A 26,562-nucleotide genomic window follows, 5' to 3' on the forward strand; every position below is an offset into this window, starting at 1 on the left:
GGATGAAATGAGTTCAAGACCCGCACCGCCCTTTCCCCCGCAACCCACGGCCGCCCTGCTTGGCCAGGTGATGGATCAGCTGCCCTACCGGGTGCTGCTCAAAGATACCCGCTCCGTCTTCATCGCCTGCAACCGGCTGCTGGCTGGCGATCTCGCCCTCACCCCGGCCGATCTGGTCGGCAAGTGCGATGCCGACTTCTTCCCGGCCGAACTGGCCAAGCGCTATCGGGATGACGATCTGAAGGTCATGGCCAGCGGCACCACCCAGCGCCATGAAGAGCCCTATCTGAAGGGGGGCGAGGCCCGCTGGCTCAGCACCACCAAGTTTCCTCTGCACGACGAGCTGGGCCAGGTGGTCGGGGTCGGCGTCTTCTTCGACGACATCACCGAGAAGAAGCAGCAGCAGGAGCGGTTGCAGCAATACACCTGGACCCTGGAGGCCATCGGCCGCGCCCACCACGCCATGCTCAAGCAGGATGATGAGCAGACCCTGTTGCAGGAGATCTGCGACGCCATCACCTTCGACGGCCGCTTTCCCCTTGTCACCGTGCTGCTGGAAAACAGTGACCAGCACACCCTGCAGGTGCTGGCGCAGGCGGGCAACGCGGTCTGGTTTGCCAGCGACGACTGGCTGACCCAGGATCCCGCCCTGCATCAGGCCATCGGCACCGGGACGCCGTGCAACGAAGCCCTGGCCAGCGCGCTGGTGCACCACTCGGCCACCCTGCGCGCCCGTCTGCTGCTGCCGCTGCAGTGGCACGCCGGCGGGCATGGCGGCCTGCTCATTCACAGTGAACAGGCCCGCCCCTTCACCGACGAGGAGGTGCACCTCTTCAGCCAGCTGGCGGACTACCTTGCCTACGGCCTGCAGGCCCGCGCGACCCAGCAGGCCTATCTCACCGCCCAGCGCGACAAGGTGCTGCACGCCCGCCAGCTGGAGCTGGCGCTGGAAGATGCCCTCGGTGCCATTGCCGCCGTGCTGGAGCAGCGCGATCCCTACACCGCCGGTCACCAGAAGCACGTCGCCACCCTGGCGCTGGCCATCGGCCGCGAGCTGAAGCTGGACGACAAGCGGCTGCGGGGGCTCTATCTGGGGGCCATGGTGCACGACATCGGCAAGATCCAGGTACCGCTCGACATCCTCACCAAACCGGGCCGGCTGACCCCGCAGGAGTTCAACCTGGTCAAGGAGCACCCGGGCGCCGGCTATCAGGTGCTCAAGGACATCGCCCTGCCCTGGCCCGTCGCCCAGATGATCCACCAGCACCACGAGTTCATCGACGGCTCCGGCTACCCGGCGGGGCTCAAGGGCGAGCAGATCCTGCTGGAGGCCCGCATCCTCACTGTGGCCGACATCGTGGAGTCCATGTCTTCCGATCGTCCCTACCGCGCCGCCCTCGGCATTCCTCAGGCCAGAGCCCACATCATCGAACTGCGCGGCAGCAAGCTGGATGCAGCGGTAGTGGATGCCTGTCTGCGCATCCTCGATCGCGGGGATTTCACCCCCCATGAGCTGGGCCACGGCCAGTTCTAGCGGGCAAACCGTCATAAAAAAACCGGCCACAGGGGCCGGTTTTTTGTTTGCGATGCGTGCTTAACCCAGACGTACCCGGGCGTTGCGGAACATCCGCATCCAGGCGCCATCCTCGCCCCAGTTGTCCGGGTGCCAGGAGTTGGCCACGGTGCGGAACACCCGCTCCGGGTGCGGCATCATGATGGTGGCGCGACCATCCGTGGTAGTGACCGCGGTGATCCCCGCCGGTGCACCGTTCGGGTTGGCCGGGTACTGCTCGGTCACCTGACCGCGGTTGTCGACGAAACGCAACCCCACTAGCCCGCTCTGTTGCAGCGCGGCCAGGTGAGCGGCATCGCGCACCTCCACTCGCCCTTCCCCGTGGGAGACGGCAATCGGCATCACCGAGCCCGCCATGCCGGCGAAGAAGGCCGACGGGGAGTCCTGTACTTCCACCAGGCTGAAGCGGGCCTCGAAGCGCTCGGAGCGGTTGCGCACGAAGCGCGGCCACAGATCGGCCCCCGGGATCAGCTCGCGCAGGTTGGACATCATCTGGCAACCGTTGCACACCCCCAGGGAGAGGGTGTCGCCGCGCTCGAAGAAGCGCTGGAACTGCTCGCGAGCACCGTCATTGAACAGGATGGACTTGGCCCAGCCTTCGCCCGCCCCCAGCACGTCGCCGTAGGAGAAGCCGCCACAGGCTACCAGGCTCTGGAACGCGTCCAGCTTGATGCGCCCCTCGAGGATGTCGCTCATGTGCACGTCCACCGCCGCAAAGCCGGCACGGTCAAATGCCGCCGCCATCTCCACGTGGGAGTTGACCCCCTGCTCGCGCAGCACCGCCAGACGGGGGGAGACCCCGCGGGCAATGTAGGGTGCCGCCACGTCCTCGGCCGGGTTGTAGCTGAGCTTGGCCTGCAGGCCAGGATCGGCTGCGTCCTGACGGGCGGCATGCTCCTGATCCGCGCACTCCGGGTTGTCGCGCAAGCGCTGCATCTGCCAGCTGGTCTCGCCCCAGATGGTACGCAGAGCGGTACGGCTGGCGCGGTAGACCTCCTGACCGGCCCGCTGCAGGGTGATGAGATCCCCCTCGCGCACCGTGCCGAGCACATGGGAGCAAGCCGCCAGGCCGTGACCGGCCAGCAGGGTCATCACTGCTTCTTTATCTTCACGACGCACCTGGATGACGGCGCCCAGCTCTTCGTTGAACAGGGCCGGCAGCAGTTCGCCGCCGATGCGATCCAGCTGCAGGTCGAGACCGCAGTGACCGGCGAAGGCCATCTCTACCAGAGTGACGAACAGGCCGCCATCGGAGCGGTCGTGGTAGGCGACGAGTTTGCGATCGCTCACCAGCGCCTGGATGGCGTTGAAGAAGCCCTTGAGCTGGATCGGGTTGTCCAGATCCGGTGCCTTGTCACCCAGCTGGCGATAGACCTGGGCCAGGGCGGAGGCGCCGAGGCGCTGCTTGCCGTTGCCAAGGTCGATGAGGACAAGGTCGGTCTCACCGAGATCGGTACGCAGTTGCGGCGTGACGGTGTTGCGCACGTCCTCGACCCTGGCAAAGGCGGAGATGAGCAGGGAAAGCGGCGAGGTGACGCTGTGCTCCTTGCCATCCTGCTGCCAGCGGGTCTTCATGGACATGGAGTCCTTGCCCACCGGGATGGTGATACCCAGGGCCGGGCAGAGCTCCTCGCCCACCGCTTTGACCGCCTCGTAGAGGCCGGCATCTTCGCCCGGGTGACCGGCTGCGGCCATCCAGTTGGCGGAGAGCTTGACCCGCTTGAGTGAGCCGATGTGGGCCGGCGCCAGGTTGGTGAGTGCTTCCGCCACCGCCATGCGAGCGGAGGCGGCGTGGGAGAGCAGCGCTACCGGGGTGCGCTCACCCATGGACATGGCTTCACCGTGGTAGCTGTCGTAGGTGGCGGCAGTGACGGCGCAATCGGCCACCGGGATCTGCCAGGGGCCAACCATCTGGTCGCGGTTGACCAAGCCGGTCACGCTGCGATCGCCGATGGTGATGAGGAAGGACTTCTCCGCCACGGTGGGCAGACGCAGCACCCGCTCGGCAGCCTCGCCCAGGGTGACGCCATCGAGCGCCAGCGGCTTGCCCTGCGCCGGCAGGCTTGCAACCTCGCGGTGCATCTTGGGGGTCTTGCCCAGCAGCACGTCCAGCGGCAGATCGATGGGGTGGTTGTCAAAGTGCTCATCCGAGAGAGTGAGATGCTTCTCTTCGGTGGCGCTGCCGATGACGGCATAGGGGGCACGCTCGCGCTCGCACAGCGCCTTGAACAGCGGCAGCTTCTCCTTGGCCACCGCCAGCACGTAGCGCTCCTGGGATTCGTTGCACCAGATCTCGAGCGGGCTCATGCCCGGCTCGTCGTTCGGAATGGCGCGCAAGGAGAAGCGACCGCCGCGATCGCCGTCGCTCACCAGCTCCGGCATGGCGTTGGAGAGGCCGCCGGCCCCCACGTCGTGGATGAAGACGATGGGGTTGTCGTCCCCCAGCTGCCAGCAGCGGTCGATCACCTCCTGGCAACGGCGCTCCATCTCGGGGTTGTCGCGCTGCACCGAGGCAAAATCGAGATCTTCTGCCGACTGGCCAGAGGCCATGCTTGATGCGGCACCGCCGCCCAGACCGATGTTCATGGCCGGGCCGCCCAGCACGATGAGGGCAGCCCCCACCGGGATCTCCCCTTTCTGGACGTGCTCGCTGCGGATGTTGCCGATACCGCCGGCCAGCATGATGGGCTTGTGGTAGCCGCGCACCTCGACGCCGTTGTGGCTCGGCACCTGCTCTTCGAAGGTACGGAAGTAGCCGAGAATGGCCGGACGGCCGAACTCGTTGTTGAAGGCGGCGCCGCCGAGCGGCCCCTCCTGCATGATGTCAAACGCGCTGACGATGCGGCTCGGCTTGCCGAAATCCTGCTCCCAGGGCTGCTCGAAGCCGGGGATGCGCAGGTTGGAGACCGAGAAGCCCACCAGACCCGCCTTGGGCTTGGCACCGCGACCGGTGGCACCCTCATCGCGAATTTCGCCGCCGGAGCCGGTAGCAGCGCCCGGGAACGGGGAGATGGCGGTCGGGTGGTTGTGGGTCTCCACCTTCATCAGGATGTCGACGCGCTCCTGATGATAGTGATACTCGCCGCTGGCGGGGCTCGGGAAGAAGCGGCCACCCTGGCTCCCTTCCATCACCGCAGCGTTGTCTTTATAGGCAGACAGGACATGATCCGGCGTCTGCTCGAAGGTGTTCTTGATCATCTTGAACAGCGACTTGGGCTGCTGCTCACCGTCGATGGTCCAGTCGGCGTTGAAGATCTTGTGGCGGCAGTGCTCGGAGTTCGCCTGGGCAAACATGTAGAGCTCGATGTCGTTGGGGTTGCGGCCCAGCCGGGTGAAATTCTCCACCAGGTAGTCTATCTCGTCATCGGCCAATGCCAGACCGAGCGCCACGTTGGCCTCGGCCAGCGCGGCGCGACCACCGCCCAGCACATCCACCTGGGTGAAGGGGCGCGGCTCGTGATGGGCAAACAGGGCGGCGGCCTCGTTCATCTCGCCAAACACCGTCTCCATCATGCGATCGTGCAGCACGGCGGCCACGTCGGCACGCTGGGCGGCGCTCAGCTCACCCTTGGCCTGCACGTAATAGGCGATGCCGCGTTCGAGCCGCTTGACCTGATTCAGGCCGCAGTTGTGGGCGATGTCGGTTGCTTTGGAAGACCAGGGGGAGATAGTGCCGGGGCGGGGGGTAACGAGAAACAGCTGACCGCTGGGGGTGTGTTCGGGGATGGTCGGGCCGTAGCGCAGGAGCTGGCCCAAGGTCGCTCGCTCCGGGGGCGACAGCGGGCTCGAGAGCTCGGCAAAGTGCACGTATTCGGCATAGACATCCTCTATCTCTACTCCTCTCTCCTGTTTCATCTGCGCGAAGCGTTGCAGCAGTTTTTGGACACGAAACTCAGACAGTGCGGGGGCACCACGCAAGATATCCATATGACCTTTCTCACCAAGTGTTGAAGTGGGGGGGAATTGAGACGCGCGTATTATAGGGATCAGGCCCATGCCGGACAAACGTTTTTCTTGTTTTGCCCAGTGTGACTCGGTGCACACTCTCTGGTATAAAGGTGCCTCTTTTTTGACAAATGCCGATTTTTTCAACAAGGGTACTCACCTACTTGCGCTGCATTTTTCGACTGTTTATCGGGCTGACGTTGCTGCTGACCCTGGTCGGTTGCGACTTCTACACCCCCTCCAGCCAGCTGGAGCAGATCCGCCAGCGAGGCGAGATCCGGGTTGGCACCATCTACGGCCCCACCTCTTATTACCAGCGTGACGACACCGCCCAGGGGTTCGATTACGAGCTGGCGCAGAGCTATGCCGACTGGCTGGGGGTCAAGCTGACCATAGTGCCGGTCTACTCCACCGCCGAACTGGTGGAACTGCTGAGAAAGGGCAAGCTGGATCTGGCTGCCGCCGCCATCGTGGTCACCCCGGAGCGGCGCCAGCTGTTTCGCTTCGGCCCCGGCTTCTACCAGGTCTCCCCCAAGCTGGTCTATCGCAACGGCTCTCCCAAGCCCAAGGACATCGGCGATCTCAAGGGCAACATAGTGGTGCCGGCCGGTTCCACCGGCGAAGACCTGCTCAAGGAGCTCGCCAAGCAGTACCCCAACCTGAAGTGGAGCACCAATCGGGATGCCGACGTGGAGGAGCTGCTCAAGCAGGTGGCCGACGGCAAGATTGACTACACGGTGGTGCAGGATACCGTGCTGGCCCGCACCCAGCGCTACTACCCCGAGCTCACCGAGGGGATGACCCTGGCCAAGAACCAGACCGTGGCCTGGGCCATGACCAAGCTGCCGGACGACAGCCTCTACGCCAGCATCATCGACTTCTTCGGCCAGCGCTTCATGGACGGCGCCATCGCCAAGCTCGACGAGAAGTACTTCGGCCACGTGCAGAATTTCGACTTCGTCGACACCCGCACCTTCCTGCAGCGGGCCAAGAGCCTGCTGCCCAAGTATCAGGATCTGTTCAAGACCCACGCCAACGTGGTGGACTGGCGCCTGCTGGCCGCCATCAGCTATCAGGAATCCCACTGGGATCCGGAGGCGCGCTCCTACACCGGGGTGCGCGGCATGATGATGCTGACCGAGCCCACCGCCAAGGCGATGGGGGTCAACAACCGGCTGCACCCGGAGGAGAGTATCAAGGGCGGCGCCCGGTATCTGGAGCAGATGATGGAGAAGGTGCCCGCCTCGGTGCCCGATGACGAGAAGGTGTGGTTTGCCCTCACCGCCTACAACATCGGTTACGGCCACATGATGGATGCCCGTCGCCTGACCAAGGAGCTCGGCAAGAATCCCGACGCCTGGAGCGACGTGAAAGAGGTGCTGCCGCTGCTACAGCAGTCGCGCTGGCATCGCAAGGTACGCTACGGCTATGCCCGTGGCGGCGAGGCGCGCAACTACGTCAACAACGTGCGCCAGTACTACCAGAGCCTGCTCTGGCTCGACAACGAGCAGCAGAAAGCCCACCGCCGTGAAGAACTGGATGATGACGACAGCAGCGAGCCGTCCAGCGCCGAACGCCCCACCGTCATCGCCGAAGTAGTCAAGCAGATCACCCTGCGCTGATCCCTTGTTGACAGGTTTGTTTTTCGGGTGGTTTCTCTGTTACCATCCGACCATACCGGAGCCTATCCGAAACTGTTTTTATCGCGCTATTTCATTCACTTGCACTCGGGATGACAGTACTTTCAGATAGGCTCCCATCATCACCCAAGGCCGGGATGGCCACCCAATGGGAGGAGACCAAGATGCGAGCTCGCAGAAGAACGACACTGGTCAGAAAAGCAAAGTGCGGCTGGAGCCCCAGACGCAAACTCAAGCTCAATGACATCAAACGCAAGATATGGCGCCGAAACCGCTCCTTCACCTTGCTGATAGCAGAACACACAGCATAAACCCGGCAATTGCCGGGTTTTTTATCGCCTCAATTCCCCGCCTGCGGGCTCACCTCAAAGACCACTGCCCGCTTCGATACCAGGCTGTTGCAGTGATTGCAGAAGTAATCCACCGCGCCGCAGGCCTTGAGCCGCTCCAGCTCCTGCCGGCAGGTCGGGCAGAGGGCCCGGATCTGGAAACGGGCCTGGCACTGGCTGCAGGTGGTCTCGCGGCTGCGACTGTCCAGCTCGCCCTGACAGGCAGGGCAGTGAAGGTGGCTCATGGTTGGCTCCTCGTAAAGTGAATGTGCAGTGGGTCAGCCCACTGCACATTCCCCTCCCCTGGCCCCAGAAAAAACGGCTGCCGGTGAGGGCAGCCGCTGGGCCTTATTTCTTGGCTTTGGCCTTGAGCAGGCGCTTGCGTTGACGCTCCTGGCTCAGGGTCAGGGTATTTTTCTTGCCCTCGAACGGGTTGGCAGACTCCTGGAACTCGACCCGGACCGGCGTCCCCATGATCTTCAGCGACTTGCGGAAGTAGTTGATGAGGTAGCGCTTGTAGGAATCCGGCAAATCGTTGAGCTGGTTGCCGTGGATCACGATGCGCGGCGGGTTGTAGCCACCGGCGTGGGCATATTTGAGCTTGACGCGGCGACCGTTCACCATCGGCGGCTGGTGGTCTTCCTGCGCCATCTGCATGATGCGTGTCAGCATGGCGGTGCTGGTACGGCGGGTGGCGGACTGGTAGGCCTCCTGAATGGATTCGAACAGGTGGCCAACCCCGCTGCCGTGCAGGGCGGAGATGAAGTGCACGCGGGCGAAGTCGATGAAGCCCAGACGACGATCCAGCTCGTTCTTGACGTCCTCTTTCACCTTCTGATCCAGACCATCCCACTTGTTCACCACCAGTACCACGGAGCGGCCGGTGTTGAGCACGAAACCGAGGATGCTCAAGTCCTGATCGGTGATGGTCTCCTGGGCGTCGATCACCAGCAGGCAGACGTTGGCATCTTCAATCGCCTTGAGGGTCTTGATGACGGAGAACTTCTCCACCGTCTCGTGCACCTTGCCGCGACGACGCACGCCGGCGGTGTCGATGATGACGTACTTCTGCTCGTCACGCTCCATCGGGATGTAGACGGAGTCGCGGGTAGTCCCCGGCATGTCATAGACGATGACCCGATCTTCACCCAGCATGCGGTTGGTCAGGGTGGATTTGCCGACGTTGGGGCGACCGACGATGGCAAACTTGATGGGCAGATCGGCGAACGGCGTCTCCTTGGTGTCTTCCTTGGTGTCGAGTTCACCGGCAGCCACCATGCGCAGCAGGGCTTCTTCGTCGAAGTCCTCTTCTTCCTCATCCTGCGCGGTTTCTTGTGTGGCGGCGTCGACCAGGGTCTCCAGATGGGGGGCCAGCGCCAGCTCCAGCAGGCTCAGTACGCCACGGCCATGGGCGGCCGCCATCTGGTAGACCTCGCCCAGGGCCAGACCGTAGAACTCGGACACGGCGGAGTCACCGTCGATGCCGTCGGTCTTGTTGGCCACCAGAAACACCTTCTTGTGGGTCTTGCGCAGGTGCTCGGCGATGGCCTGATCCGCCGCGGTCAAACCGGCACGGGCATCCACCATGAACAGCACCACGTCGGCCTCTTCGATGGCCAGCAGGGACTGTTCTGCCATCTTCAGCTCGATCCCCTCTTCGGTGCCATCGATACCGCCGGTATCCACCACGATAAATTCCAGCTCGCCCAACTTCGCCTGGCCGTACTTGCGGTCCCGGGTCAGACCGGGGAAGTCAGCCACCAGGGCATCCCGGGTACGGGTCAGGCGGTTAAACAGGGTGGATTTCCCCACGTTGGGGCGGCCCACCAGGGCTACTACAGGAGTCATAAAAGCCTCATTCTCAAGACGACAAAGGCTCCGGGTCCGAAGACCAGGAGCCGGATATTCAAATTGACGGGCGATCAGGGACGCTTGATAGCGTACAACTTGCCGCCACGGCTCTGCACATACAGGGTGTCACCATCCACCAGAGGGGCGGCGTACAGACCACTGCTGTCGAGCTGCTGCATGGCCTTGATGGTACCGTCGGTACGATCCAGCCAATACAGGTAACCTTCCACATCGCCGACCACCACATAGTCACCCAGGATGACGGGGGCGGTCACGGTGCGGTTTTCCAGCTGGGTATTGGACCACAGCTCGAGACCATTGCGACGGTCGACCGCAAACAGGTGGCTGCGGCTGTCGGTCAGCACGATGGCATTGCCGGTCACCGCCATGTCGCGGTAGCCGGAATACTTGCGCTTCCATACCTCGTCACCGGTCATCAGCTTGCGCGCCATCAGCTGGCCATTATAGGCGATGGCATAGAGCTCATCGCCGGCGATCAGCGGGGTGGCGTCCACGTCGACCATCCGATCCAGCTCGGTGGCACCGCGCGGGTCGGCGACCTTGGACTGACGCACCGGCTGACCGTTGCTGAGCAGGGCGATGCCCACCTTGCCATCGGCGCGGCCGTACAGCACGGCACCGTTGGTGATGATGGGGGCGCCGGCGCTGCGCAGGGTCAACGGCGGCTGTTCTTCCGCCAGGGTCCACTGCAGCTTGCCTTCATCGGTATCGAGCGCCACCAGGCGGCCCGAGGTGGTCAGCACCACCACCCGGCCATCTTCGACGGCAGGGCTCGCCACCACTTCCCCCGGCACCGAAGTCTGCCACAGCACTTCGCCGTTCTCCTGGTTCAGGGCGTACACCACCCCGTTCTCGGAACCCAGGAACAGCTTGCCGTAACGGGATACCAGGCCACCGGAGAGACGGGCGCTGCGCTTGTCGGCGTTGATCGGCAGGTCAGCCAGATCCACGCTCCACAGCTCCTTGCCGCTTTCGCGGTCAAAGGCGGTCACGTCGCCATCGCGAGCGGCGGCATAGATGCGCTCCTCTTCCACCACCGGCTTGAGCTGGGAGTAGAAGTCGCCGATGCCGTCACCCACCGAGGAGGACCAGCTGGTATCGGCCGTGAAGGCGGACTCGACCTTGGGCAGCGGCGCCATCGGGTTGAGATCCTCTTCCGAACTGAACAGGGAGCACCCCTGCAGGGCGAAGGAGACCGCAGCCCCCAACACCACCATCTTGAACAGATTACGCATCCGGAGCCTCACCCGTGGTCACCGCTGGCAACGCCAGATCGTCCATTTTCAGCTTGAGCTCGGCGCTGCCCTGCAGGCCGCCGGCATCGGCCGCAGCCTGATAGGCATCGCGCGCCTCTTCGGCCTTGCCCTGCTTGAGCAGTACGTCGCCGCGCACTTCCGCGACCTGGGCCTTGAAGGCATCGTTGTTGATCTTGCCAAGCTGGGCCAACGCCTCGTCAGCCTTGCCCTGATCGTTCAGAACCCGGGCCAGACGCAGGGCGGCGATGGGACGGATGCTCTCGTCACCGCTGGTGGCCACCTGGGTCAGCTGCTCGGCAGCCAGATCCAGCTTGCCGGCCTTGACGGCGGCGGCGGCCAGCTGCAGGGCAGCCAGTTCGGCATAGGAGTCACCCTTGTGGGCGCTGATGAAGCTTTGCGCCTGCTCGAAGCCGGCGGCATCACCCTTGGCCAGCTGGGCAGCCATCTCGTTGTAAGCCTGGGAGGCAGTCTCCTGGCTGGTCTGCTGATGCTCGTTGTAGTAGCGCCAGCCAAAGAGTCCAACCAGACCGATAACAGTTCCTGCGATCACCGAGGTTCCGTTCTCTTTCCACCAGCTCTTGATGACCTCAACCTGTTGTTCTTCGGTGGTATAAACTTCCACAGCTTACTCTCCTTTGGCTGCCAGCAGGGCAATGGCGGCGTCGACCGTGACGGTCTGTTGCTCGGCCTGGCCACGCAGATATTTGATGGTGATCTCCCCGTTTTGCACCTCGGTCTCGCCAAGGATCAGGGCAATGGCCGCGCCGCTCTTGTCGGCACGCTTGAGTTGTTTCTTGAAGTTGCCGCCGCCGCAGTGGCTCATCAGGCGCAAGTCAGGCAGGGCATCGCGCAGCCGCTCGGCCAGCTGGAAACCAGCCTGTTCAGTGCCCTCGCCCACCATGGCCAGGTAGACATCCACCGCCGGGCGGATATCGCCGTTGAGTTCGAGGGTCTCGAGCATCAGCACCAGTCGCTCCATGCCCATGGCGAAACCCACAGCCGGCGTCGGCTGACCACCGAGCTGCTCCACCAGACCGTCGTAGCGACCACCGGCACAGACGGTGCCCTGAGCGCCCAGACTGTTGGTGACCCACTCGAACACGGTGAGGTTGTAGTAGTCGAGGCCGCGTACCAGCCGCTCGTTCACTTCGTACTGGATGCCGGCGGATTCGAGCAGGCGCTTGAGCCCCTCGAAGTGGGCCAGGCTCTCTTCGCCCAGGTGATCGAACAGACGCGGGGCGTTCACCAGAATGGCTTGTACTTTCTCGTCCTTGGAGTCCAGCACCCGCAGCGGGTTGCTGTACATGCGGCGCTGGCTCTCTTCGTCCAGCTGATCCTTGTACTGCTCCAGGTAGGCGACCAGCGCATCGCGGTAGGCGGCGCGTTCGCTGCTCTGACCAAGGGTGTTGAGCTGCAGGGTCACGTGCTCGCTGATGCCGAACAGACGCCACAGGCGGTGGGTCAGCATGATGAGCTCGGCATCGATGTCCGGCCCATTGATGCCGAACAGCTCGACCCCGAACTGGTGGAACTGGCGATAACGGCCCTTCTGGGGACGCTCGTGACGGAACATGGGGCCCATGTACCACATCCGGCGTTCCTGGTTGTAAAGCAGACCGTGCTCGATGCCGGCACGCACGCAGCTCGCGGTGCCTTCCGGGCGCAGACTCAGACTGTCGCCGTTGCGGTCTTCAAAGGTGTACATCTCTTTTTCGACCACATCGGTCACTTCACCGATGGCTCGCTTGAACAGATGGGTCTGCTCGACAATCGGCATGCGCACTTCGCTGTAGCCATAGCTGGCCACGACCTGGCGCAGGATCTGTTCTACTTTCTGCCATACCGGGCTCTGCTCCGGCAGGCAATCATTCATACCGCGAATAGCTTGGATCTGTTTTGCCACGTTGATACTCGAGAAAAAGAGGTAAAATTTGGCCGCATTATAGGGATTTTCGACCCCGAGGTAAAATCAGGGTATTCCAATGCGGGATGTAAAATCAGCAACCTAAAGACAGGGCCACCCTGAGTGGCCCTTGGTTGCTCAACCCTCGTCCACCTGGATCTGGTTGGCCGGATCCAGCATGGCGGCCCGGGCGCGAATGCGGCGCTCCAGGGTCGGGATGAGATCCTTGTTGTCGAGCCGGTCCACCCGCTGACCACCCTCGTAGAAGGCGCTCTTGTTGGCCGCCCCCGCCAGACCCAGATCCGAGACCAGCGCCTCGCCCGGGCCGTTCACCACGCAACCGATGATGGAGACATCCATCGGGGTGATGATGTCTTCCAGCCGCTCTTCCAGTGCGTTGACCGTGCCGATGACGTCGAACTCCTGGCGAGAGCAGGAGGGACAGGCGATGAAGTTGATGCCGCGAGAGCGGATGCGCAGGGATTTCAAAATGTCGAAACCCACCTTGATCTCTTCCACCGGATCGGCGGCCAGCGAGATGCGCAGGGTGTCGCCGATGCCTTCGCTCAGCAGCATGCCAAGGCCGATGGCGGACTTCACCGCGCCAGCGCGAAAACCGCCCGCCTCGGTGATGCCCAAATGCAGCGGCTGTTCAATCTGCTTGGCCAGCAGGCGATAGGCGCCGACGGCCAGGAAGACGTCGGACGCCTTGACGCTCACCTTGAAGTTGTCGAAGTTCAGGCGATCCAGATAGTCCACGTGGCGCATGGCTGACTCAAGCAGCGCCTCCGGGGTCGGTTCACCGTACTTCTCCTGAATGTCTTTCTCCAGCGAGCCGCCGTTGACGCCGATGCGGATCGGGATGTTGTAGTGACGGGCGCAGTCGACCACGGCGCGGACCCGCTCCTCGTTGCCGATGTTGCCCGGGTTGATGCGCAGGCAATCGGCACCGTATTCGGCCACTTTCAGGGCGATGCGGTAGTCGAAGTGGATATCGGCGACGATGGGAATGCGGGTCTGCTGCTTGATGAGCTTGAAGGCTTCCGCCGCTTCCATGGTGGGAACCGAGACCCGGACTATGTCGGCGCCAACCCGCTCGATCCGCTGGATCTGCTCGACGGTGGCGGCCACGTCCGTGGTCTTGGTGTTGGTCATGGTCTGCACCGTGATGGGGGCATCGCCCCCAACCGGTACATTACCGACCATGATCTGCCTGGATTTACGACGAATGATGGGAGATTCGTGAGCGGACATGGCGGACAGATTACTCCTGCGGCAGTGAGAGGCGAGCAGTCCGGCCGTTGTTGTAACGGCTCATGTCGATGGACTTGCCCTGATATTCGATATTGACGGCCATGGGCGCACCAATGATGAATTTGAGCGGCTCGGGTCCTTCCAGTACCAGTTCGTCATTGGCCTTCTTGAGGCCGCTGAACAGGGTCTTGCCCTTGGCATCCTTGACATCCAGCCAGCAGTCGGCGGTGAAGCTCATCTTGAGCTGGGGCACCTTGGCCGGCTCGCTCGCGGCGGTGTCGGCAGCCGGCTGCGTGGCTGTGGCGGCAGAGGTCGCAACAGCCGTGGTCGCCACGGCGCTGCTGGCATCGACCGGCAGGGTGGTCGCGGCAGCGCTCGCCACGGGATCAGCCGAGGTCGCGGCCGCAGCGGAAGTTGCCGGAGCAACCACAGGGTCAGCCACGTCCACCGCCGGCGGCACTGTGGCGCTCGGGGTGTTGCTGGTTGCGCCCATTTCAGTCGCGGCCAGGGCCTCGTCACCGGCGGAGCGACGCGCCGTGCTCTGCCACCACCAGGCGACGGAGAGCGCGATCAGCACCAGAATCACCAGCCAGGTGACTACCTTGAGGCGGCTGTCGTTGGCCTGCTGACGGGAGCGACGAGAGAAGCTCTGCATGTCGATGTTGTCGGGGGGAGTCAGCCCCAGCTTGTCATAAGCCGCAAGGATGGTCTCTTCCGGGATACCGACCAGCTTGGCATAAGTACGCAGATAGCCGCGAATGAAGGTATGGGACGTATGCTTGTCATACGTATCCGATTCGATCGCGGCAATCAGAGTCAGACGAAGGTGAATGCGAGACGCAACCTGTTCTCGTGTCCAGCCGAGCTGTTCACGGGCGTTGCGCAGCAGCTGGCCTGGGCCAACTGCCTGGGAGTCGTCTTGAAAATCGTGTGGCTGTTCAGTAGTCATTGGCTAAGTAACGCTTGGCTTGTTGCGAAGTGGGATATTGCCTTACCAGCTCAGTCCCGAATTGGTGAAGTAGTGCCGGTTTGTCCATGGCCTGCGCCAGCCGCAATCTCAACCAGAGACTGTTCTCGTTCTCGTCTGACACATCGGCAAAACGGGCGAGATAGGCCTGCACATCAGGCAGCTTGCCATCTTTCATGGAAAGCTCCGCCATGTCCAGCAATAACCTTGGATTGCGGGGATTATACCCCAAGGCCAAGCGATAATACTCGCTTGCTTTATCATTTCTGCGATTTTGCGCGGCGCAAAGTGCCGCGTTTTCATAGGTATCGGCAATCTTGATGTAGCTGGGCTGGCTGACGGCCTGCAGGAAGGCCTTTTCCGCCTCGTCGAAGCGACCACGATTGCAAAGGAAGGCGCCATAGTTGTTCATCGCGTCAGCATTGGACGGATCCATGGCAAGGGCTTTCTTGTAGCTCTCTTCGGCCGCCTTGAAATCTTCCACCTGCTGGTAGAAGTAGGCAAAACCGACGTAAACCTGAGGGTTGGCAGGGTCATACTGCAGCGCGCGGTCAAGGTTGAACTTGGCCTGCTCGGCGTTGCCTTGTTGCAGATATTGAATACCCAAATCCAGACGGGTCTGGGCTGCCGCCTTGAGATCGGGACCCACTTCACGCTGGGTGGAATTCTGGCCAGCGTAAGTGGTCTCGGTAACACAGCCTGGCAGCGCGCAGAGCGCTGCCACTACGATCAATGTACGTGTATCCATTCCCTGACTATACAATGGCTTAGCAAGTTAAACCATTTTGACGGAAATCCCATCCTGTTGCATCCGATTTTTCATGGTGCGCTTGGTGCGATCGATCACCTCCCCCACCAGCTGGCCACAGGCCGCATCGATGTCGTCACCACGGGTCTTGCGCACGATGACGGTGAAGCCGTACTCCATCAATACCTTGGAAAAACGGTCGATACGGCTGTTGCTCGGCTTGCCGTAGGGGTTGCCCGGGAAGGGGTTGAACGGGATCAGGTTGATCTTGCTCGGGGTATCCTTGAGCACCTTGGCCAGCTCGTGGGCGTGCTGCATGTCGTCATTGATATGATCGAGCAGCACATATTCCACCGTCACCCGGCCGCCGTTGGCGTTGGACTTGCCGAGGTAGCGACGGACACCGGCGAGAAACTCCTCGATGTTGTACTTGTCGTTGATCGGCATGATCTCGGAACGCAGCTTGTCGTTGGGCGCGTGCAGGGAGATGGCCAGGGCCACGTCAATCTGATCGCCCAGCATGTCCAGCGCCGGCACTACGCCGGAGGTGGAGATGGTCACCCGGCGCTTGGAGATGCCGTAGCCGAAGTCGTCCATCATCAGACGCATGGCCGGCACCACGTTGGCGAGGTTGAGCAGCGGCTCACCCATCCCCATCATCACCACGTTGGTGATGGGGCGCTTGCCGCCGACGATCTTGGCGGCGCGCCATACCTGGCCGATGATCTCGGAGACTTTCAGGTTGCGGTTGAAGCCTTGCTGGGCGGTAGAGCAGAACTTGCACTCCAGGGCGCAGCCTACCTGGGAGGAGACGCACAGGGTCGCCCGATCCTCTTCCGGAATGTAGACGGTCTCCACTTCCTGGCCGCCAACCTGCAGCGCCCACTTGATGGTGCCATCGGAGGAGCGCTGTTCGCGGCTCACTTCCGGCGCCCGGATCTCGGCGATCGCCTTGAGGCGCTCGCGCAGCACCTTGTTGACGTTGTTCATCTGATCGAAATCATCACAACCAAAGTGATAGATCCACTTCATCACCTGATCTGCCCGAAACGGCTTCTCGCCCAGTTCGACGAAGAAGGCGCGCATGGCATCTCGATCAAGATCCAGCAGGTTGGTTTTTGTTTCGCTCATCAAGGGCCTCAGCTCACACACTTCATAAATTATCGGCTGACCTACGTCAGGGGGCGGCATTGTACAAATTATGGGTCCGGCTTTCCACCTGGAGAATAAGTGGATATTGACCGAATGACCAAAAAACAAAAGGGAGCCGAGGCTCCCTTGGGGTTCTTTCGACAGAAATCAGCCGCGCGGGCAGATCTCGGCGTCGGAGAAGAAGTAGGCGATTTCACGGGCAGCGGAGGCCGGTGCATCGGAGCCGTGCACGGCGTTGCGGTCAATGCTCTCGGCGAAGCAGGCGCGCAGAGTGCCGGCCAGGGCCTCTTTCGGGTTGGTGGCGCCCATGATTTCACGGTGACGGCGGATGGCCTCTTCGCCTTCCAGCACCTGGATCATGACGGGGCCGGAGGTCATGAAGCTGACCAGGCCGTCATAGAAAGGCTTGCCCTGGTGCTCGGCATAGAAACCGGCGGCTTGCTCGCTGCTCATGTGCAGCATCTTGGCGGCGATGACTTTCAGGCCAGCGCTCTCGAAACGGTTGTAGATGGCACCGATCAGGTTCTTGCTGACGGCATCCGGCTTGATGATGGAGAAGGTACGTTCGATGGCCATTGAGATCTTTCCTTAACTACAGAGATTTATTGTTAGAATCCATGTTCGGCGGCGATTATACGTAAACAAAAAGCGAAATAACACACAGAAAAGCAACTTTTTATTAAACAAATTCTTCCCTAAAACAACATCACCACTCATCTTGGCCCAGGCCGGCAGGAAAAAATGTGCGCTTGTGCACGATAGTCATGTTAACCCCCTGAAACCCAGGCTATTGCTCACCCTCCCCCTGTCGAAAGGGCACCCGAGGGTGCCCTTGTCGTTGCCGGTCAGCGGACCTCCGCCAGCAGGGTGTGGGCGATGGTACGCATCCCCAGGGTGTTGGCCCCCGGCGCCCACAGGTTGTCGCCGTTCTCGCTGAAACAGGCGGCGAGATCGACGTGCAGCCAGCCCTGCCCCTCATTGGCAACGAAACGGGAGAGGAAGCCCGCCGCGTTGGAGGCACCCCCCGGACCGCCGCCCGGCACGGGCCGGCTGTTGGCGGTGTCGGCATAGTGGGATGGGCACTGCTGGCGATGCCAGGGTTCCAGCGGCAGCGGCCAGGCGGGTTCCTGCTCGGCATCCGCATAACCCATGGCGCGGCTCACCAGCCCCTTGTCCAGCCCGAACAGGGCATTGTAACGCCCCCCCAGCGCCATCACCGCCGCCCCGGTGAGGGTCGCGGCGTCGATGACCAGCGGCGCGCCGGAATCCCCGGCCAGCTGCAGGCCGTCGGCCAGCACCAGCCGCCCCTCGGCGTCGGTATTGACGATCTCCACCGTGGTGCCGTTCTTGTAGGTGAGGATGTCGCCCAGCTTGTAGGCATGACCGGAAACCAGGTTCTCGGCGCAGCAGAGGATGAGCTTCACCCGCTTGTCGAGGCCGCGCAGAATGGCCAGCGCCAGGGCGCCAGTCACGATGGCGGCACCGCCCATGTCGTGCTTCATGGTCAGCATCCCCTGGGAGGTCTTCATGGAGTAGCCGCCAGAGTCGAAGGTGATGCCCTTGCCCACCAGCGCCGCCGCTACCGGGGCTTTGGGATCCCGGCTCGGGTTGAAGTCCAGCTCCAGCAGCACGGGCTCGCGCTCGCTGCCACGGCCGACCTGATAGAGACCGACCCAGCCTGCCTGCTGCAAGGCTTCCCCCTTGAGGATGCGATGACTGATCCGGTCCGGCGCCAGCTCGGTGATGAAGGCGGCAGCTTCAACCGCCAGCTCCAGCGGCCCCAGCTGTTCCGGCGTGGCATTGGTCATCTCCCGCACCCAGCGCCCGCACAGCCAGCGCGCCTCCAGTTCCTCCCGATCCTCCTCGGACGAAGTGGCCCACTGCAGCTCTACCTCCACCTTGGGGGTCTGCAGCCCTTGGGCAAAGGCCCACTGCTGCTCGCGCTCCCAGTGACCGGCCAGCACCACCTGCTGGATCCCCTGACTGCACAGACGCCGTGCCGCCTGCTGGATATCCAGCAAGGGGCTGGCGGTCACCAGATGGATCACCATGCCGTCGGCGCGGTGGGAGAGCAGCGCCCCTTCGCCCCACTCGGGAGCGGCAAATTCTCGGCTCAACCAGATGTTCATGCACTCACCTCCTGCAGCCAGCGGGTGACAGATAATACGCAGGCCGTGGCGCTTTTCGCCGATTGTCCAAAGCCTTCACCAAATGCTTGATTCAGCCAGACTCTCATTCACTCACCTCCTGCAGCCAGCGAGCAATAGTGCGCAGACCGTGGCCCTTGGCACCGGTCGCCCACAGATCGTTGCCCGATTTTTGATAGGAGGCGGCCAGGTCCAGGTGCACCCAGCCCTTGCCTTCGTCACGCACGAAGCGCGACAGGAAGGCCGCCGCGGTGGTGGCACCGGCGGTGCCTTCGGCAGACGCCACATTGCCCAGCTCGGCAAAGGCGGAGGTAAGCTGGCCCGCATGCCAGGGCTCCAGCGGCAGCGCCCAGGCCTGCTCGTTTTCGGCTTTGGCGGCTGCCAGCGTACGGGCCTGCTCGGCCTCATCGAGGGCAAACACGGCGTTGTAGTCGCGGCCCAGCGCGGTCTTGGCGGCGCCGGTCAGGGTAGCGGCGTCGAGGATGTAGGCAGCCCCGCTTTCGCTGGCGGCCAGCAGGCCGTCAGCCAGCACCAGGCGACCTTCCGCGTCGGTGTTCTGGATCTCGACCGAGATGCCGTTGCGATAGGTGAGGATGTCGCCGAGCTTGAAGGCATGGCCGGAGACCAGGTTTTCGGCGCAGCAAAGGATGAGTTTCACCCGCTTGTTCAGGCCGCGGCTGATGGCCAGCGCCAGCGCGCCGGTCACCATGGCGGCGCCGCCCATATCGGACTTCATCGGCAGCATGTTGTCGGAAGACTTCATGGAGTAACCGCCAGAATCGAAGGTGATCCCCTTGCCCACCAGCGCCGCCAGCACGGGAGCATTGGCATCCCCGGTCGGGTTGTAGTCGAGCTCCAGCAGCACCGGCTCGCGCTCGCTGCCGCGGCCCACCGACCAGATCCCGATGTGACCGGCCTCCTGCAGCGCCTCCCCGGCGGTAATGCGGGCGGTCACCTTGTCACCGGCGAGACTGCGGATGAGCAGCAGGGCGGATTCCGCCAGGCTCATGGGATAGATCTCCTGCGGGCAGCCGTTGGTCACTTCGCGCACCCAGCGGGTCGCTTTGAGCAAGGCAGCCAGCTCGGCAGCCTCCTGGTCGCTCTGCTCGCCGAAATCGAGCTCGCGAACCCCCTTGGCGGCATAGAAGCCCTGGGCAAAGGCGTAGCGACGCTCCCCATTCCAGCCCTCACCCACCAGCTTGACGCGCTTGATGCCACTCGACTCGAGTCGTCTGGCAGCGCGCTGGATGGCGCGCAGCGCCTCCTTCTCCTGGCCGATGCCCAGATGGAGATGGGCTTCGTCGCCGCTGAAACTGAGCAGGGCACCCTCGCCCCAGTGGGCGGCGGCGGCCTGGGAAGACAACCGTACGTTCATCATGTCAGCCATGTTCTCTTGCTTCCTTTTTATTGGCACTTTTATCAACGAATAGGGAAATCACGGGCACAAAAAAGGCCGCGCCCTCAAGGGTCACGGCCTTCACCATATCATTACTGCACCACGAGATGCTGCACGCGCAATTCACTCATGTGTAATTAAGGGGTCATCAGTGGCGCTCAGACGCCAGATTCAGGGTGTACTTGGGCAGTTCCACCACCAGATCCTCGTCCGCCAGTCTGGCCTGGCAGCTGAGACGGGATTCCGGCTCCAGTCCCCACGCCTTGTCCAGCATGTCGTCTTCCAGCTCGTCGCTCGGCTCGAGGGAGTCGAAGCCTTCCCGCACCACGCAATGGCAGGTGGTGCAGGCGCAGGACTTCTCGCAGGCGTGCTCGATCTCGATGCCGTTGCGCAGCGCGATGTCCAGAATGGTTTCACCGGTCGCACCTTCGAGGGCCGCGCCGTCCGGACAGAGCTCGGGATGGGGCAGAATAATCAGTTTTGGCATATTACACCTTGTTGACGTTTTGTCCGGTCAGCACCTTGCGGATGGAGGCATCCATCCGGCGGGCTGCAAATTCGCCACTGGCAGCGTCCGCCGCCTCGATGGCCTCTTTGATCTGGTTGGTGGTGCCCGTGCTGCGCATGGTCAGCAGATGGGCGATGGCGGCATCCAGCTCGGCCCGCTCGGCGGGGCTCAATAAAGCCTCCCCATCGGCGGCCAGGGCGGCGTTGAGGCTCTCGACCACCCGGTCGGCCTCGACCTGCTGCTCCGCCAACATGCGGGCATCCATGTCCTGCTGGGCATTGGCGATGGAGGCACTCAGCATGTTGAGGATGTCATCCTCGCCCAATCCGTAGGAGGGCTTGACCTGGATCTCGGCCTGCACGCCGGAGGATTTCTCCATGGCGCTGACCGACAGCAGACCGTCCGCATCCACCTGGAAGGTGACGCGAATGTGGGCTGCCCCCGCTGCCATGGGCGGAATGCCGGTCAGGGTGAAGCGGGCCAAGGATCGGCAATCTGCCACCAGCTCGCGCTCGCCCTGCACCACATGGATCGCCATCGCGGTCTGGCCATCCTTGAAGGTGGTGAACTCCTGGGCGCGGGCCACCGGAATGGTGGTATTGCGCGGGATCACCTTCTCGGCGAGGCCGCCCATGGTCTCAAGACCCAGGGAGAGCGGAATGACGTCCAGCAGCAGCATCTCGGCGTCGGGCTTGTTGCCCACCAGGATGTCGGCCTGGATGGCGGCACCGATGGCCACCACCTTGTCCGGATCGATGCTGGTCAAGGGGGGACGCTGGAAGAACTCGCCCACCAGCTCGCGCACCAGCGGCACCCGGGTCGAACCGCCGACCATCACCACTTCCAGCACCTCTTCCTGCTCGAGCCCCGCATCGCGCAGGGCGCGGCGACAAGCCAGCAGGGTGCGCTTGACCAGCGGCTGGATCAGCTCGTCAAACTGGTTGCGGGTCACAGAGCCCTGCCAGCCGGCAAAGGTGCAGGGAACGGCGTCGGCGTCGGTCAGACCATGCTTGACCGCGGCGGCCACATCCAGCAGCTCGCGCTGCAGACGGGCACCCAGCTCACCAGTCAAACCGGCTTGTTCTTTCAACCAGTCTGCCAGCAGGTGATCGAAGTCATCACCGCCGAGGGCCGAATCGCCGCCGGTGGCCATCACTTCAAATACCCCGCGATGCAGACGCAGGATGGAGATATCGAAGGTACCGCCGCCCAAGTCATAGACGGCGATCACCCCTTCCTGACCGGAGTCGAGGCCATAGGCGATGGCGGCGGCGGTCGGTTCGTTGAGCAGGCGCAGCACGTGCAGACCGGCCAGGCGGGCCGCATCCTTGGTGCCCTGGCGCTGGGCGTCATCGAAATAGGCAGGCACTGTGATGACCACGCCGTCGAGATCGCCACCGAGGGCGGCAGCGCCCCGCTCGGCCAGTTTCTTGAGGATCTCGGCCGAGACCTGCACCGGGTTGACCAGCCCTTGACGGGTCTGCAGTTGCGGCATGCCGTTGTCGGCCGCCACGAATTGATAGGGTTGCTGGCGGGTATCGATGTCGGCCAGTGCCTTGCCCATCATCCGCTTGGCGGAAACGATGGTGTTGTGCGGGTCGAGGGCGGCCTCGCGCTTGGCATCGACGCCGACCCGGATGGTATCAGCCTGGTAATGCACGACGGAGGGCAGCAGATCACGCCCCTGCTCGTCGCAGAGGGTATCGGCCTGACCGCTGCGCACGGCGGCGACCAGCGAGTTGGTAGTGCCAAGATCGATGCCAACGGCACGTTTGTGCTGATGAGGTGCGGCGCTCTGGCCGGGCTCGGCGATTTGCAGTAATGCCATGGGTAATCAAACTTCCAGCGTTAAAGGATCAAGACTCGAACAGCGAGTCTTCGAATCGTTCCAGCTCCTCGAGGAGCTTGTCGACAAACTTGAGTTTGCGAACACAATCAGCCGCTCGCGGATCCTCGCCTGTGGCGAGGGCCTGGGTCAGCTGCTGCATCAACAACTGGTGATCATGCCTGATCTCCTGGCGAAAATCCTTGATGGCACGCTCAGGGTCAGTCTCCCCTTTCAGGTCGGCCAGCCGCTCGCGCCACTCCAGTTGCTGCATCAGAAACGCGGTATCTTGCAACGTCTGTTGCTCGCCACGAAGTTCGGTGCCACGCAGGGAGAGCAGGTACTCGGCTCGGCGCAGGGGCGCCTTGAGGGTAGTGAAGGCATCGTTGATCTGGGCGGCACGTTGCACCGCAGCCAGCTGCTCCCGCTCGGGGGCGGTGGCAAAACGATCGGGATGAAACTGGGTTTGCAACTGGCGGTAGGTCTCTGCCAGCTGACGGGTATCGAGCTCGAAGCCTTCAACCAGCCCAAACAGCTCGAAATAATTCATGCAGACCTCTTAGACACTGATGCTGCCCCCATGCCGCTCGCGCTCAGGTGGGCGAAGCGGCATGGTTGAACCGGCCGTGGCCGACCAGTTCAACGGACAAGCGATCATGTGTTGCACACATCTCAGACACTGAAGCTTTCGCCGCAACCACACTCGCCCTTGGCGTTGGGGTTGTTGAACTGGAAGCCCTCGTTGAGACCCTCCTTGACGAAATCCAGTTCGGTGCCATCCAGGTGGATCAGACTCTTGGCATCGACGATGATCTTGACCCCGTCCTGCTCGAATACCTGATCTTCATCTGCCAGCTCATCGACGAACTCGAGCACATAGGCAAGACCCGAGCAGCCGGTGGTCTTGACGCCGAGGCGCAGGCCGATGCCCTTGCCCCGGTTGGTCAGAAACGAGGAAACCCGTGCCGCTGCGGCATCTGTCATGGTAATGGCCATACTGCGCTCCTGACCTTAGAGACCTTTCTTCTGCTTGTAATCGGCGATGGCGGCCTTGATGGCATCCTCGGCCAGAATGGAGCAGTGGATCTTCACCGGTGGCAGCGCCAGCTCTTCGGCGATATCGGTGTTCTTGATACCGGCCGCTTCATCCAGGGTCTTGCCCTTGACCCACTCGGTCACCAGGGAGCTGGAGGCGATGGCGGAACCACAACCGTAGGTCTTGAACTTGGCATCTTCGATGATGCCATCGTCGCTGATCTTCAGCTGCAGCTTCATCACGTCACCACAGGCCGGTGCACCGACCATGCCGGTAGCGATGCTGGGATCGTTCTTGTCGAAGCCGCCTACGTTACGGGGGTTCTCGTAGTGGTCGATTACTTTTTCACTGTAAGCCATATCTAACTCCTGCTAATTCCGTTGAACACCGATCCGCGGATCAGTGATGAGCCCATTCGACCGTGTTCAGATCGACGCCGTCCTTGTACATCTCCCACAGGGGAGACATCTCGCGCAGACGACCGATGGAGTCACGGATAAGCTTGATTGCGTAATCAATCTCTTCCTCGGTGGTGAAGCGACCCATGCTGAAACGGATGGAGCTGTGCGCCAGCTCGTCGTTCAGGCCCAGTGCACGCAGCACGTAGGAGGGCTCCAGGCTGGCCGAGGTACAGGCAGAACCAGAAGAGACCGCCAGATCCTTCAGCGCCATGATGAGGGATTCCCCTTCCACATAGGCGAAGCTGACGTTGAGGTTGCCCGGCACACGCTGTTCCAGGTCACCGTTGATGTAGACCTCTTCGATATCCTTGATGCCGTCCCACAGACGCTGACGCAGGGCCATGATGCGCTGACCTTCGCTCACCATCTCTTCCTTGGCGATGCGGAAGGCTTCGCCCATGCCGACGATCTGGTGGGTCGGCAGGGTGCCGGAACGCATGCCGCGCTCGTGGCCACCACCGTGCATCTGGGCTTCCAGGCGCACACGCGGCTTGCGACGCACGTAGAGGGCACCAATGCCTTTCGGGCCGTATACCTTGTGGGCAGACATGGAGAGCAGGTCAACCTTGAGCGCTTCCACGTCAACCGGGATCTTGCCCACGCTCTGGACTGCGTCCACGTGCAGCAGGATCTTGCGGGAGCGGCATAGCTCGCCGATGGCGGCAATGTTCTGCACCACGCCGATCTCGTTGTTGACGTGCATGATGCTGACCAGAATGGTGTCATCGCGCAGGGCACCTTCGATCTGCTCCAGAGTGAACAGGCCATTGGGCATCGGCTCGAGGTAGGTTACCTCATAGCCTTCGCGCTCCAGCTGGCGACAGGTATCCAGTACCGCCTTGTGTTCGGTCTTGGAGGTAACGATGTGCTTGCCCTTGCCGGCGTAGAAATGGGCGACGCCCTTGATGGCGAGGTTGTTGGATTCAGTCGCACCGGAGGTGAAGACGATCTCGCGCGGGTCGGCACCGATCAGCTCTGCCACTTGATTACGGGCCAGATCGACCGCCTCTTCGGCTTGCCAGCCAAAGCGGTGGGAACGGGAAGCTGGATTGCCGAACAGGCCATCCATGGTGAGACACTGCATCATTTTTTCTGCGACACGCGGGTCCACCGGACAGGTTGCCGAATAATCAAGGTAAATAGGCAGTTTCATGTTTTTCTCCGTTACAGCCAGGGTCATACATCGACCAGCTGTGGAAAGCACGTTTGTTTATAGTTGGACTTTCAAGCTCACATCGCCGCGTTCTGCCCGGTCTACCAAGGACAACACGGTTTTCATTTGTTCATCTTGCTTGCCGGCAATCCGGCGCACATCGGCCTGATCAACCAGCTCAGCCAGGGTGATGTCCCCCAGGAAGCTGGAGATCCGCTCGCTCAGGTCACGCCACAGGGAGTGAGTGAGGCACTGGGTGCCGCCGTGACAGCCGCCCTTGCCGAGGCACTTGGTAGCATCCACCGATTCGTCGACCGCGGTGATCACCTGACCGACCGAGATGGCATTCGGCGCCAGACCGAGACGATAACCGCCGCCCGGACCACGCACGCTGCTCACCAGGCCATGCTTGCGCAGGCGGGCAAACAGCTGCTCCAGATAGGACAAGGAGATGCCCTGGCGCTCCGAAATATCAGCCAGGGGCACGGGCCCCTGCTCTGCATGCAACGCCACGTCGAGCATGGCAGTCACAGCGTAACGTCCTTTTGAGGTCAGTCTCATATGCCTTACCGTTTTGCGAACCAATCAATATGGGCATATGGTCACATACCCGACTAAATCAGTCAAGTATATGGTTGAGTAATCCAGTCGGGTTTAATCCTGCGGTCTCGGTTTTTGTACCGAGGTCAGAATGCCGCGCAGGATGTTGAGTTCCACCGCCTCCGGACGAGCCCGGTTGAACAGGCGGCGCAGCTTGCTCATGACCTGTCCCGGATGATCGTCGGCGATGAAGCCGGTCTTGAGCAGCGTCTGCTCCAAGTGCTGATAGAAACCTTCCAGCTGCTCGGCACTCGGATAGTCCACCACCATGTCGGTCTCGCCGACCTGTTCCTGCTGCAGCCAGTGCATCCGCACCTCATAGCAGAGGGTCTGCACCGCCATGGCCAGGTTGAGGGAGCTGTACTCCGGATTGGCCGGAATGGCCACGTGGTAGTGGCACTTTTGCAGCTCGTCGTTGGTCAAGCCGGTGCGCTCACGGCCAAATACCAGCGCCACCGGATGCTGCATCCCCTCGGTTACCAGCTTCTCGCCCGCTTCGCGAGGGTCGAGCATGGGCCAGCTCAGGGTACGAGAACGGGCACTGGTACCGATGACCAGACCACAATCCGCAATGGCTTCATCCAGGGTTGACACGATACGGGCATTGGCCAGCAGATCGCTGGCACCGGCGGCCAGCGCATAGGCGTTGTCATCGGGCTGTGCTTGCGGATCAACCAGCACCATCTGGCTCAAGCCCATGGTCTTCATGGCGCGCGCCGCAGAGCCCATGTTGCCGGTGTGAGAAGTGTTTACCAACACGATACGAATCTGATCCAACATGCCCAGTCAATCTTCAG

Annotated in this window: 23 protein-coding genes; 2 read left to right on the plus strand and 21 right to left on the minus strand. The window is 62.3% G+C overall.

Translation table 11 applies throughout. The features are described from left to right. The first annotated feature begins 7 nt into the window (after window positions 1-7). On the plus strand, window positions 8-1,534 hold the full coding sequence (locus ACB032_RS07005) for an HD domain-containing phosphohydrolase (RefSeq protein WP_371137631.1): 1,527 nt from the start codon (window positions 8-10) through the stop codon (window positions 1,532-1,534). 60 nt (window positions 1,535-1,594) lie between these two features. Here the strand turns inward: ACB032_RS07005 and purL are convergent, their stop codons facing one another. After that, window positions 1,595-5,500, minus strand: a complete 3,906-nt coding sequence (purL, locus tag ACB032_RS07010) for a phosphoribosylformylglycinamidine synthase (RefSeq protein WP_371137632.1) — start codon at window positions 5,498-5,500, stop codon at window positions 1,595-1,597. A gap of 149 nt (window positions 5,501-5,649) precedes the next feature. Here purL and mltF point away from each other — a divergent pair, with 149 nt between their 5' ends. Further along, window positions 5,650-7,140: a membrane-bound lytic murein transglycosylase MltF gene (gene mltF / locus ACB032_RS07015; protein WP_371137633.1), complete on the plus strand. Its 1,491-nt coding sequence runs from the start codon at window positions 5,650-5,652 to the stop codon at window positions 7,138-7,140. Window positions 7,141-7,498: 358 nt separating this feature from the next. Here mltF and ACB032_RS07020 read toward each other — a convergent pair whose 3' ends face one another. The 20 genes from ACB032_RS07020 to trmJ all read right to left on the minus strand — a co-directional run bounded on the left by ACB032_RS07020 (window position 7,499) and on the right by trmJ (window position 26,545). Beyond that, entirely contained in the window at window positions 7,499-7,732 is a 234-nt protein-coding gene (locus ACB032_RS07020; RefSeq protein ID WP_041216326.1) for a zinc ribbon domain-containing protein, read from the minus strand. A 103-nt stretch (window positions 7,733-7,835) separates the two neighbouring features. Continuing rightward, window positions 7,836-9,335, minus strand: a complete 1,500-nt coding sequence (gene der, locus ACB032_RS07025; protein ID WP_011705649.1) for a ribosome biogenesis GTPase Der — start codon at window positions 9,333-9,335, stop codon at window positions 7,836-7,838. A 74-nt stretch (window positions 9,336-9,409) separates the two neighbouring features. Next, the gene (gene bamB / locus ACB032_RS07030; RefSeq protein WP_024944077.1) at window positions 9,410-10,594 is read right to left on the minus strand and encodes an outer membrane protein assembly factor BamB; all 1,185 of its coding nucleotides are present in this window, start codon (window positions 10,592-10,594) and stop codon (window positions 9,410-9,412) included. Next, the gene (locus ACB032_RS07035) at window positions 10,587-11,237 is read right to left on the minus strand and encodes a tetratricopeptide repeat protein (RefSeq protein WP_016350407.1); all 651 of its coding nucleotides are present in this window, start codon (window positions 11,235-11,237) and stop codon (window positions 10,587-10,589) included. The genes bamB and ACB032_RS07035 overlap by 8 nt, the downstream gene beginning before the upstream one ends. A gap of 3 nt (window positions 11,238-11,240) precedes the next feature. Beyond that, window positions 11,241-12,518: a histidine--tRNA ligase gene (gene hisS, locus ACB032_RS07040; protein ID WP_049049095.1), complete on the minus strand. Its 1,278-nt coding sequence runs from the start codon at window positions 12,516-12,518 to the stop codon at window positions 11,241-11,243. 138 nt (window positions 12,519-12,656) lie between these two features. After that, entirely contained in the window at window positions 12,657-13,772 is a 1,116-nt protein-coding gene (ispG, locus tag ACB032_RS07045; protein WP_016350405.1) for a flavodoxin-dependent (E)-4-hydroxy-3-methylbut-2-enyl-diphosphate synthase, read from the minus strand. A 10-nt stretch (window positions 13,773-13,782) separates the two neighbouring features. Further along, window positions 13,783-14,721: a RodZ domain-containing protein gene (locus ACB032_RS07050; RefSeq protein ID WP_254198138.1), complete on the minus strand. Its 939-nt coding sequence runs from the start codon at window positions 14,719-14,721 to the stop codon at window positions 13,783-13,785. Then, window positions 14,711-15,502 carry a PilW family type IVa pilus biogenesis/stability lipoprotein TapF gene (gene tapF, locus ACB032_RS07055; RefSeq protein ID WP_371137634.1) on the minus strand — a complete coding sequence of 264 codons (792 nt, stop codon included), beginning with the start codon at window positions 15,500-15,502 and terminating at the stop codon, window positions 14,711-14,713. The genes ACB032_RS07050 and tapF overlap by 11 nt, the downstream gene beginning before the upstream one ends. Window positions 15,503-15,514: 12 nt before the next feature. Beyond that, window positions 15,515-16,618, minus strand: coding sequence for a bifunctional tRNA (adenosine(37)-C2)-methyltransferase TrmG/ribosomal RNA large subunit methyltransferase RlmN (locus tag ACB032_RS07060; protein WP_011705642.1), 1,104 nt, complete (start codon window positions 16,616-16,618; stop codon window positions 15,515-15,517). A gap of 168 nt (window positions 16,619-16,786) precedes the next feature. Beyond that, window positions 16,787-17,215, minus strand: coding sequence for a nucleoside-diphosphate kinase (gene ndk, locus ACB032_RS07065; RefSeq protein WP_011705641.1), 429 nt, complete (start codon window positions 17,213-17,215; stop codon window positions 16,787-16,789). A gap of 269 nt (window positions 17,216-17,484) precedes the next feature. Then, window positions 17,485-18,768: an aminopeptidase PepB gene (gene pepB, locus ACB032_RS07070; RefSeq protein ID WP_016350402.1), complete on the minus strand. Its 1,284-nt coding sequence runs from the start codon at window positions 18,766-18,768 to the stop codon at window positions 17,485-17,487. 103 nt (window positions 18,769-18,871) lie between these two features. Further along, complete coding sequence (gene pepB, locus ACB032_RS07075) at window positions 18,872-20,173, minus strand: aminopeptidase PepB (RefSeq protein WP_371137635.1); 1,302 nt, start codon at window positions 20,171-20,173, stop codon at window positions 18,872-18,874. A 157-nt stretch (window positions 20,174-20,330) separates the two neighbouring features. After that, entirely contained in the window at window positions 20,331-20,669 is a 339-nt protein-coding gene (gene fdx, locus ACB032_RS07080; protein ID WP_005299781.1) for an ISC system 2Fe-2S type ferredoxin, read from the minus strand. 1 nt (window position 20,670) lies between these two features. Further along, entirely contained in the window at window positions 20,671-22,518 is a 1,848-nt protein-coding gene (hscA, locus tag ACB032_RS07085) for a Fe-S protein assembly chaperone HscA (RefSeq protein ID WP_371137636.1), read from the minus strand. 28 nt (window positions 22,519-22,546) lie between these two features. Further along, entirely contained in the window at window positions 22,547-23,065 is a 519-nt protein-coding gene (gene hscB, locus ACB032_RS07090) for a co-chaperone HscB (RefSeq protein WP_016350399.1), read from the minus strand. A 122-nt stretch (window positions 23,066-23,187) separates the two neighbouring features. After that, complete coding sequence (gene iscA, locus ACB032_RS07095) at window positions 23,188-23,511, minus strand: iron-sulfur cluster assembly protein IscA (protein WP_011705636.1); 324 nt, start codon at window positions 23,509-23,511, stop codon at window positions 23,188-23,190. A gap of 15 nt (window positions 23,512-23,526) precedes the next feature. After that, window positions 23,527-23,910 (minus strand): Fe-S cluster assembly scaffold IscU, encoded by a 384-nt coding sequence (gene iscU / locus ACB032_RS07100; protein ID WP_005299770.1) that lies wholly within the window; start codon window positions 23,908-23,910, stop codon window positions 23,527-23,529. Window positions 23,911-23,950: 40 nt separating this feature from the next. Continuing rightward, complete coding sequence (locus ACB032_RS07105; protein ID WP_005299763.1) at window positions 23,951-25,165, minus strand: IscS subfamily cysteine desulfurase; 1,215 nt, start codon at window positions 25,163-25,165, stop codon at window positions 23,951-23,953. 57 nt (window positions 25,166-25,222) lie between these two features. Further along, the gene (gene iscR / locus ACB032_RS07110; RefSeq protein WP_011705634.1) at window positions 25,223-25,726 is read right to left on the minus strand and encodes a Fe-S cluster assembly transcriptional regulator IscR; all 504 of its coding nucleotides are present in this window, start codon (window positions 25,724-25,726) and stop codon (window positions 25,223-25,225) included. A gap of 93 nt (window positions 25,727-25,819) precedes the next feature. Then, window positions 25,820-26,545, minus strand: a complete 726-nt coding sequence (trmJ, locus tag ACB032_RS07115) for a tRNA (cytosine(32)/uridine(32)-2'-O)-methyltransferase TrmJ (protein ID WP_139748649.1) — start codon at window positions 26,543-26,545, stop codon at window positions 25,820-25,822. Window positions 26,546-26,562: the final 17 nt, after the last annotated feature.

This window comes from Aeromonas sp. S5(2024), assembly GCF_041403025.1.
Lineage (GTDB): Bacteria > Pseudomonadota > Gammaproteobacteria > Enterobacterales > Aeromonadaceae > Aeromonas > Aeromonas hydrophila.